Here is a 9,061-nt window from a genome sequence, read left to right on the forward strand (position 1 = left end):
TGCCGGGGCACTTAGCCCAGGGCCACGTCCAGGGCCATCATGAGGGCGAAGCCCAGCATGGCCCCCAGGGTGGAGATGTCCCCGCTTTCCCTTTGGCTTTCGGGGATGACCTCCTCCACGATCACGTAGACCATGGCCCCCGCGGCCAGGGCCATGAAGTAGGGGAGAAGGGCCATCATGTGGCTCACCAAGGAGGCCCCCATAAGGGCGGCCATGGGTTCCAGGAGGGCGGAGAGCTGGCCGTAAAACCAGGCCACCCCCGGGCTTACCCCGGCCCGCCTTAGGGGCCAGGCCACCGCCAGGCCCTCGGGGACGTTTTGGATGCCGATGCCCAGGGCCAGTGCGATGGCCCCGCCCAGGGTGGCCGTGCCCGTGGGGTCAGCCCCCACAGCCCCAAAGGCCACCCCCACCGCCAGGCCCTCGGGGAAGTTGTGCAGGGTGATGGCCAGGATGAGCAAGGTGGTGCGCCGCCAGGGGGTTTTGGGGCCCTCCGCGGCCTCCTGGGGCTCACCCAGGTGGAGGTGGGGTAAGACGGCGTCCAGCACCCGGATGAGCCCACCCCCCAGGAGGAAACCCAGGATGGCGGGCGCTAGGGGGTTCATCCCTTGGGCCTTTGCGGCCTCCATCCCGGGGATGAGGAGGGAGAAGACGCTGGCCGCCAGCATCACCCCGGCGGTGAAGCCCAGCATGCCGTCCAAAAGCTTGCGGCTGGGTTCTTTGGTGAGGAAGACGCTGGCCGCCCCCACCGCGGTGAGGCCCCAGGTGAAGAGCCCCGCCAGGAGGGCGTAGAGGATGGGGTCCATGCCCTCTATTTTAGGCATCCCTAAAAACCGGTAAAGCCCCCTTTGGGGTATCCTGAAAGTAGGTATGCTGGACAAGCTTGCGCGCTTAGAAGAGGAGTACCAGGAGCTGGAAACGCGCCTGGCGGACCCCGAGGTCCTAAAAGACCCCGCGCGTTACCAGGCCCTTTCCCGGCGGTACGCGGAGATGGGGGAGGTCATCGCCCTCGTCCGCGCCTACCGCAAGGTGTTGGAGGACCTGGAGGGGGCGGAGAGCCTCCTCGAGGACCCTGAGCTGAAGGAGGTGGCCAAGGCAGAGCGGGAAGCCCTCCTAGCGGAGAAGGCCCGGCTGGAAAAGGAGTTGGAGCGCCACTTTCTCCCCAAGGACCCCATGGACGAGAAGGACGCCATCCTGGAGATCCGGGCCGGCACCGGGGGGGAGGAGGCGGCCCTTTTTGCCCGGGACCTTTTGGAGATGTACCTCCGCTTCGCTGAGGAGATGGGGTTCCAGACGGAAATCCTGGATTCCAACCCCACGGACCTCGGGGGGTTTTCCAAGGTGGTGGTGGAGATCCGGGGCCCCGGCGCCTACGGCACCCTGAAGTACGAAAGCGGTGTGCACCGGGTGCAGCGGGTGCCCGCCACGGAGACCCAAGGACGCATCCACACCTCCACGGCCACCGTGGCCGTGTTGCCCAAGGCGGAGGAGTCGGACTTCCAGCTCAACATGGACGAGATCCGCATTGACGTGATGCGGGCCTCGGGCCCGGGGGGCCAGGGGGTGAACACCACGGACAGCGCTGTACGGGTGGTCCACCTGCCCACGGGCATCATGGTCACCTGCCAAGATTCACGGAGCCAGATCAAGAACCGGGAAAAGGCCCTCATGATCCTCCGTAGCCGTCTTTTGGAGATGAGGCGCCAGGAGGAGGCGGAGAAGCTCCGGCAAACCCGCCTTGCCCAGATCGGTACCGGGGAGCGGGCGGAGAAGATCCGCACCTACAACTTCCCCCAGTCCCGGGTCACGGACCACCGCATCGGCTTCACCACCCACGACCTCGAGGGGGTCCTCTCGGGCCGCCTCCAGCCCCTCCTGGAGGCCCTCAAGAGGGCGGATCAGGAGCGCCAGCTGGAGGCCATGACCGAAGCGTGATGCGCCGCGAGATCCTGGTGGTGGCGGCCATCCTCCTGGACCGCCAAGGCCGGGTGCTCCTGGTGGGAAACGACTGGGGGCGGCGCGGCCAGGTGCGCTACACCCTTCCCGGGGGCACGGTGGAACCGGGGGAGACGGTCCTCGAGGCCCTGGCACGGGAGGTGCGGGAGGAGACGGGCCTTAGGGTAAAGGCCATAGAGCACCTGGCCTACGTGGTCCAGGTGGAGGACCGGCGCAAGAACGAGCGTACCTTGGCCATGGCCTTCCGGGCGAGCTACGAGGGCCTTCTAAACCCAAAAGACCCCGATGGGCACATCGTGGAGGCCCGCTTCTACGCCCCGGAGGAGGTGGAGGCCAGGCTAAAGGGCCACCTCCCCCTCCTGGAGCCCCTCATGGGCTACCTCAAGGGGGAACGGGGGCGGTTTTACGCCTACGGGGACTGGGGGGTGCCGGGGGTAAAGGTCTAGGCCGGGGTATGCTGGAGCCCGTGCGCGCCCTCCTCGCCCGGCTCCTCCTCAACACCCTGGCCCTTTGGCTGGTGGCCAGTCTTTACCCTGGGATCTACTTCGCCCCAGGGGCAGACCTTCTGGATTACCTGGTGGCGGGGGCCCTCTGGGGCCTGGCCAACGCCCTCCTCCGCCCCCTCCTCCTCTTCCTCACCCTGCCTCTGAACCTCCTCACCCTGGGGCTTTTCACCCTGGTGGTGAACGCCTTCGTCCTCTACCTGGTGGCCCAGGCCACCCTCCTAGAGGTCCAAGGCTTCGCCGGGGCCTTCGTGGGGGCCCTCCTCCTCTCCCTGGTGAGCCTCTTCCTGAGCTGGCTTTTCCGGGACTAAGCCTTCATCTGGGGAAGGCTTCGGCGGGGTACTCAAGCCCTCCGGAGGCCTTCCTGGGTGGGAAGGGGCTCAGCGGTTTTCGCTCACATAGCGGGAAAGCTCCTGGATGAGGAGCTCCTTTTCCATGAGGATGGCCTTCACCGCGTCCCCGATGGAGACCACCCCCACCACCTTCCCCCCCTCCAGCACGGGCAGGTGGCGCACCCGGTGCTCGGTCATGAGGCGCATGGCCTCCTCCAGGTCCGTCTCCGGGGTTACGGCGATGGGGTTTTCCGTCATCACCTCCTGCACCCGGGTGTCCTTAGAGAAGCGCCCCAGAAGGACCAGCTTCCGGGCATAGTCCCGCTCGGAGAAGATGCCAAGAAGCCGGTCTCCATCCATGACCAGAAGGGCCCCAATGTTGTGGCGGGCGAGCTCCTTCAGGGCCTCCAGGACCGTGGCCTCGGGGTGGATGCGGTACACCGCGCCCCCCTTGTGGACGAGAAGCTGGCGGACGTTCATAACCCCCCTTTCCTTTAGGGGAAGATTATACCTCGAGGCCCCGTCCCTTATCGCACGGTGAGGACCGGCCCCACCGCGTGGCGCACCACCTCTTCCGCCGTGCTCCCCAGGATGAACCGCCGCACCGGGGCCCCTAAGGCGAGGAGGTCGGAGGGCCCCGCCAGGGCCAGGAGGTGCTCCGCTGGGTCGCCCGAAAGGGCCAGCCCCTCCGCGGCTACCCCGTGGTCCTTGAGGTAAATTTCCGCCTCCAAAGCCCAGGCCCCTGCCTGGGTGGGGTCCTCGTGCACGCTCACCACCCGTACGAAAAGCCCCAGGGTGCGGGCCAGGGGGGCCAGGGTGTGCAGGGCCCGCACCGCGCTTTCCGAGGCGTTGTACCCCAAGACCGCCCCCGCAAGCTCCACGTACTCCATGGGGGCCACCAGGGTGGGGACGGGGGAGGCCCTGAGGACCCGGTCCACCGTGCTCCCAAGCCCCGAAAATCCCGCCCCGTGGGTCTCCCCGCTTTTGCCCAGCACCAAGAGGTCTGCCGCCCGGGCCTGCCGGAGGATGATCTCGTGGGGCACGCCCTTTTCCAAAAGGCCCTCCGCTTCCACCCCGGCCGCTTGGGCGCTTCCCACCACCCGTTCCAAAACCGCTTCCCCTTTAAGGGTGAGGAGGCGCTCCACCTCCTCCCGCCGCACAGGGAGGGGGATGGTGAGGGCTCCCAGGTCCAGGGGCTCCAGGGCCTGGACCAGGCGCAGGTCCACCACGTAAAGGGCAAGGAGCTTGGCGGAAAGCTTGTAGCAAAGCCACTCCGCCAGCACCTCGGCCCCCTTAGCCTGGGGGGAGCCGTCGGTGGCCAGGAGGATCCTCATGCACCCATTCTACTGGGCTCTTGCACCCCCCGGGCCAGGGCCCAGGCGGGGAGGATCAGCCCCCCCAAGGCCAAAAGGACCGGGAGCACCCCAAAGGCCTCGATGAGCCCCCCGATGGGAGCGTAGAAGAGGCCGGCAAACCCCCAAGTGAACCCCATGAGGAGGCCGGAAACCGTGGCCGTCTGGGTGGGCTCCAGGTCCTGGGCCAGAGCCACGGCCACGGGGATGCCCGCGTTCATCAGGGCCCCCGTGGCGGAGAGGAGGAGGAGGTAGAGGGGGTTTTCCGGAGGGAAGAGGAGGAGGGCCAGGTAAAGGGGAAGGCCCAGGCTGAGGGTGCCCACCAGGACCGCCTTCCGCCCCAGGCGGTCGGAAAGCGTCCCCCCCAGGAAGGTGCCCAGGGTGGCGGAAAAGCTATAGACGGAAAGGCTTAAGGCGGTGTAGCCGTCGGGCAAGCCCCGCTGGGCGTACCAGTAGGGGAGGGTGGTGGAGAAGCTCATGAAGACCAGGCTCCTTAAGGTGGCCATCCCCCAGAGCCGGGCCACGTCTCCCCGGAAGACCCGGAGGAAGTCCTTAAACCCGGCGGGCTTGCCCCTTCGGCGCACGGGAGGAAGCCGGAGGAGGAGGAGGGCCGGGAGGAGGGCCAGGGGGGTGAGCCAGAGGAGGCCTTCCAGCCCCCAGGCCCCCACAGCGAGGAGGGCCACGATGGGGCCCAGGGAAAGGCCCAGGTACCCCGCGGAGCCAAAGAAGGAGAGCCAAAACCCTTTCCGTTGCCGGGGGGCGTACTCCCCCACCAGGCTGGCCCCCGAGGCGTGGAAGAGGGCCGAGCCCAGGCCAGCCAAGCCCAGCACCAAGAGGAGGACCTCAAACCGGGGCCAGACCCCTAGGGAGCCCATCCCCAGGGCCACCAAAACAGGGCCCAGGGCAGCGAGCAACCTCCGGTCCAACCGGTCGGCGATGAGTCCGGCGAAGGGCTGCAGGAGGCTTCCCGTGAGGGAGTAGACCGAGACCAAAAGGCCCGCCGTCCCCAGCCCCACCCCAAAGCGGTCCATGAGCTTGGGGAGCAGGGGGGTGAGGAAGTTGGAGAAGAGGTCGTTGGCCGTGTGGAGCCAGGCGAGGAGGAGGGGCAGCACCCTCCTATCCTAAAGGGGTTTTCTCACGCAGGGTGTGCTAGAATCCCTTTGTGCTTGGGCTTTTCCGGGGTACCAAAAGAAAAATGGCGCGCCCGAGAGGACTCGAACCTCTGACCTTCGGCTCCGGAGGCCGACGCTCTATCCAGCTGAGCTACGGGCGCACTCAGCAGGAGCTACTTTAGCACGTGGGAGAGGAGGCGGTCAAGTGTTTGGTCTGAATCGGCGCATCATCACCATCCTGTTTGGGCTTCTGGCCTTGGCCTTCGCTGTGGGGGCCATCCTGCTTTTCACCCCTCAGGCGGGGCAACAGGCCCGGGGCAAGGCGGTCCTTTGGGTGAACAACAAGCCGGTGTACGAGCTGGACCTTCTTAGGCTCCAGGGGAACGACCCCCTGTACGCGGCCAACCCCGAGGGGCTTCTCAAAACCCTGGTGGACACCCACTTCCTGGAGCAGGTCGTCCTCACCGAGGCCCTCAAGCAGGACGCGGCCCGGGTGCGGGTCTCCAGCGCCGAGATCCGGACGGAGCTCAACCGCATCCGCGAGCAGTTCGGCTTGAAGGAGAAGAACGCCTACGAGAGCTTCCTGAACCAGGTGGGCTACACCGATGCCCAGCTAAGGGCCGAGATCAAGACCCAGCTCCAGATCCAAAAGCGCTTGGACCAGATCCGCGCCTCGGCCAAGCCCACCCCCGAGGAGCTCCGGTTCTACTTTGAGGTCCACCAGGAGGACTACAAGACCGAGCCCAGGGTCCTGGCCCGGCAGATCGTGGTGGACGACAAGGCCCTGGCGGAGGAGCTTTACCGGAAGGCCCAGGCCGGGGAGGACTTTGCCGCCTTGGCCAAGGCCCACTCCAAGGTAGGGGCGGAAGCGGCGGGGGCTCTTGGCGCCGAGCCCGGCAAAACGGAGCCCAAGCCCGTGGCCCAGGTGGTCTTCCCCGAGGCGGTGGGCCAGGCGGTCTTCGCCCTAAAAGGCCCGGGCCTTGTGGGGCCCGTAGAGGCTGGGGGGCGGTACTACCTGGTGAAGGTGGAGGCCTACCTCCCCCCCAAGGTGCCGGACTTTGAGGAGACGAAGGCCCGGGTGGAGGAGGACGTGAAGCGGGTGAAGGGGGAGGGGGCCCTCGAGGCCTACCTGGAGGAGATCCGGAAGAAGGCCCAGGTGCGCTTCGCCGAGGATGCCCCCTACAGCTACAAGAACCCCGTGGTGGCCCAGGTGAACGGGAAGGAGATCCTCCTTTCCCAGGTCCTCCAGCCCGTCTTCTCCAACCAGCAGACCGCAGCCCTCATCCAGCAGGGCTTAGGGGAGCTTGCGGTCCAGTTCTTCCTCCCCCAGACCCTGGAGAACCTGGTGGACCGCGAGCTTCTGGTGGAAGCCGCCAAGGCGAGCGGCAAGCCCTTTGTGGGCTCCAAGGACGCCACCGCCCAGGCCTACGCCCTCTGGACCACCCGGGAGGTCACGGCCACGGAAGAGGAGGCCAGGAAGTTCTACGCGGAAACCCCCGCCCTCTTCACCGTGCCCGCCAGCGCCAAGGTGGTGGGGGTGAGCTTCAAGGAGGAGGCCAAGGCCAAGGCCTTCCGGGCCGCGGTCCTTAAGGGAGGGGACCTCGAGGCCCTGGCCAAGGCCCAGGAGGGCACGGTCACGGACTACGGCGCCGTGAACCCCAACACCCTGCCCGCGGTTCTGGACCGGCTGGTCTTCAAGACCACGGTCACCTTCCCCAAAGGGCCCTTGGGCGAGGTGAGCGAGGCGGTGAAGCTGGAGGACGGCACCTTCGTGGTCCTCCTCATCTCCGACCGCAAGCCCGAGGTGCTGAAGCCCTTCCAGGAGGTGGCGGAGGAGGCCAAGGAGCGGGTCATCGCCAAGAAGCGCTCGGAGAAGGCCCAGGCCCTCATCCAAGAGCTTCGCAAGAAGGCCCAGATAGAAAACCGCCTGCAGGAGGTCCTGGCGGAGCTCACCCCCAAAAAGGAAGAGGCGCCAGCCCAGGAAAAGGCTCCCGAGAAGAAGCCCTAGGGGAAGACAAGAGGCCCTGCCCCTTTAGGGGCAGGGCTTTTCCTTATCCCTTCACCGCCCCCGCGGTGAGCCCGGCCACGATGCGCTGCTGGAAGATGAGGACCAGGACCACCAGGGGCACGGTGACCACCACGCTGGCGGCCATGATGGACCCCCAGGGAATCTCAAAGGGCGTGGCCCCGCCGAAGCTGGCGATGGCGGGGGGCACGGTCTTCACCGAGTCCCCCACGGTGAAGGTAAGGGCGAAGAGGTACTCGTTCCAAGCGGCGATGAAGGCCAAAAGCCCCGTGGTCACCAGCCCCGGCCCGGTGAGGGGAAGCATCACCTTGAGGAGGGTCTGGAGGGGTGTGGCCCCATCCACGTAGGCCGCTTCTTCCAGCTCCCGGGGAAGGCCCTTGAAGTAGCCCACCAGGACCCAGACCGTGAAGGGCAGGGTGAAGAGGAGGTAGCTCAGGATGAGGCCCAGGTGGGTGTTGAAGAGGCCCGCCTGCCTCAGGAGCAGGAAAAGCCCGCCCAAAACGGCGATCTGCGGGAACATGGTCATGGCCAGGACGATGTACAAGACCGCGTTCTTGGGAGGAAGGGGAAGGCGGCCTAGGGCATAGGCGGAAAGCACCCCGAGCACCAGGGAAAGGAGGGTGGCCCCGCCGGCCACGAGGAGGGAGTTCAGGAGGTTCCGGCCGAAGTTGGCCTGGAGAAAGACGTTCTTGTAGTGGTCCAGGGTGAAGGGGAGAGGGAGGAAGCTTGGGTTAGGGGAAAAGAGGGCATCCGAGGGCTTGAAGCTGGAGATCACCGCCCAGTAAAAGGGGAAGACGCTGTAGACCACCACGAAGGCCACCAGGAGGTAGAAAAGGGTTCGGTTGAGCGCGCGGAGTAGGCGCTTCATCTCAGCGCCTCCCTTCCCAGGGTGCGCATGTAGAGCACCACAAAGACGAAGATGATCACCAGGATGGCCACGCTGATGGCCGAGCCGTACCCCAGGTCCTGGAAGTCTATAAGGGTCTGGCGGTTGTAGACCGCCAGGGTGCGGGTGGCGGGGTTCACCCCGCTCATGACGAAGATCACGTCAAAGACCCTGAGGGCATCCAGGGTGCGGAAGATGAGGGCCACCACCAGGGCGGGGGTGAGGAGGGGTAGGGTGATGCTCCAAAACTGCTGCCAGCGGCTCGCCCCGTCAATGCTGGCCGCCTCGTAGAGCTCCTCCGGGATGAGCTGGAGCCCGGCAAGGAGGAGAAGGGCCATGAAGGGGGTGGTCTTCCACACGTCCACGGCGATGATGGCGGGCAGGATGAGCTCCGGGCGAGCCAGGAAGGCCACCTTTTGGCTCAGGATCCCGAGCTTCACCCCCAGGACGTTGATCACCCCGTAGACGTCGTGGAGCATCCACTGCCACATCTTGGCCGAGACCACCGTGGGGATGGCCCAGGGGATGAGGATGGCGGTGCGCACCAGCCCCCGGCCCCGGAAGTTGGAGTGGACGATGAGGGCGATGGCGAGGCCCAAGGCCGTCTCCAGGCTCACGGAGACCACGGTGAACTTTAAGGTGTTCCAAAGAGCTTGGCGGAAGTCCGGGTCCTTTAGGAGGAAGAGGTAGTTCTCCAGGCCTACGAACCTTGGGGGCTCCACGAAGGCGATGTCGGCCTTGAAGAAGGACCAGTAGAAGACCTGGGCCAAGGGGTAGCCCGCCACCAGGACCACCGCCAGGAGGGTGGGGAGGACCAGGAGCCAGGCCAGGCGGACCTGCCTTAGGGTGAGCATGGTCTAAGGATACGCCCGGGGGGAGGCCCCCCCGGGGCTAAAG

At 66.4% G+C, this 9,061-nt stretch carries 10 protein-coding genes and 1 tRNA gene; 4 read left to right on the forward strand and 7 right to left on the reverse strand.

Annotation, left to right across the window (positions count from 1 at the left end):
- Positions 1-11: 11 nt before the first annotated feature.
- Positions 12-803 (reverse strand): ZIP family metal transporter, encoded by a 792-nt coding sequence (locus WKI94_RS01890; protein ID WP_337844083.1) that lies wholly within the window; start codon positions 801-803, stop codon positions 12-14.
- A gap of 64 nt (positions 804-867) precedes the next feature.
- Between WKI94_RS01890 and prfA the strand changes: the two genes are divergently transcribed.
- Genes prfA through WKI94_RS01905 form a run of 3 tightly spaced genes read left to right on the forward strand, consistent with a single transcriptional unit; the run spans position 868 to position 2,767 of the window.
- The gene (prfA, locus tag WKI94_RS01895) at positions 868-1,932 is read left to right on the forward strand and encodes a peptide chain release factor 1 (RefSeq protein ID WP_337844084.1); all 1,065 of its coding nucleotides are present in this window, start codon (positions 868-870) and stop codon (positions 1,930-1,932) included.
- Entirely contained in the window at positions 1,932-2,399 is a 468-nt protein-coding gene (locus WKI94_RS01900) for an NUDIX hydrolase (RefSeq protein WP_337844115.1), read from the forward strand. Before prfA ends, WKI94_RS01900 begins: the two co-directional genes overlap by 1 nt.
- A gap of 20 nt (positions 2,400-2,419) precedes the next feature.
- Positions 2,420-2,767 (forward strand): phage holin family protein, encoded by a 348-nt coding sequence (locus WKI94_RS01905; protein ID WP_337844085.1) that lies wholly within the window; start codon positions 2,420-2,422, stop codon positions 2,765-2,767.
- Between the two features lie 69 nt (positions 2,768-2,836).
- Here WKI94_RS01905 and WKI94_RS01910 read toward each other — a convergent pair whose 3' ends face one another.
- The 4 genes from WKI94_RS01910 to WKI94_RS01925 all read right to left on the reverse strand — a co-directional run bounded on the left by WKI94_RS01910 (position 2,837) and on the right by WKI94_RS01925 (position 5,413).
- Entirely contained in the window at positions 2,837-3,268 is a 432-nt protein-coding gene (locus WKI94_RS01910) for a CBS domain-containing protein (protein ID WP_337844086.1), read from the reverse strand.
- A 47-nt stretch (positions 3,269-3,315) separates the two neighbouring features.
- A complete protein-coding gene (locus WKI94_RS01915) occupies positions 3,316-4,122 on the reverse strand; it encodes a universal stress protein (RefSeq protein WP_337844087.1) in 807 nt (268 codons plus the stop codon).
- Positions 4,119-5,252 (reverse strand): MFS transporter, encoded by a 1,134-nt coding sequence (locus WKI94_RS01920; protein ID WP_337844088.1) that lies wholly within the window; start codon positions 5,250-5,252, stop codon positions 4,119-4,121. The genes WKI94_RS01915 and WKI94_RS01920 overlap by 4 nt, the downstream gene beginning before the upstream one ends.
- An 84-nt stretch (positions 5,253-5,336) precedes the next feature.
- Positions 5,337-5,413 (reverse strand) — tRNA-Arg (locus WKI94_RS01925).
- A gap of 44 nt (positions 5,414-5,457) precedes the next feature.
- Between WKI94_RS01925 and WKI94_RS01930 the strand changes: the two genes are divergently transcribed.
- A complete protein-coding gene (locus tag WKI94_RS01930; RefSeq protein ID WP_337844089.1) occupies positions 5,458-7,260 on the forward strand; it encodes a peptidyl-prolyl cis-trans isomerase in 1,803 nt (600 codons plus the stop codon).
- Between the two features lie 43 nt (positions 7,261-7,303).
- Here WKI94_RS01930 and WKI94_RS01935 read toward each other — a convergent pair whose 3' ends face one another.
- Positions 7,304-8,146, reverse strand: coding sequence for a carbohydrate ABC transporter permease (locus tag WKI94_RS01935; protein ID WP_337844090.1), 843 nt, complete (start codon positions 8,144-8,146; stop codon positions 7,304-7,306).
- Entirely contained in the window at positions 8,143-9,018 is an 876-nt protein-coding gene (locus tag WKI94_RS01940; protein WP_337844091.1) for a sugar ABC transporter permease, read from the reverse strand. Before WKI94_RS01940 ends, WKI94_RS01935 begins: the two co-directional genes overlap by 4 nt.
- Positions 9,019-9,061: the final 43 nt, after the last annotated feature.

The organism is Thermus sp. (assembly GCF_037444525.1).
Classification (GTDB): domain Bacteria; phylum Deinococcota; class Deinococci; order Deinococcales; family Thermaceae; genus Thermus.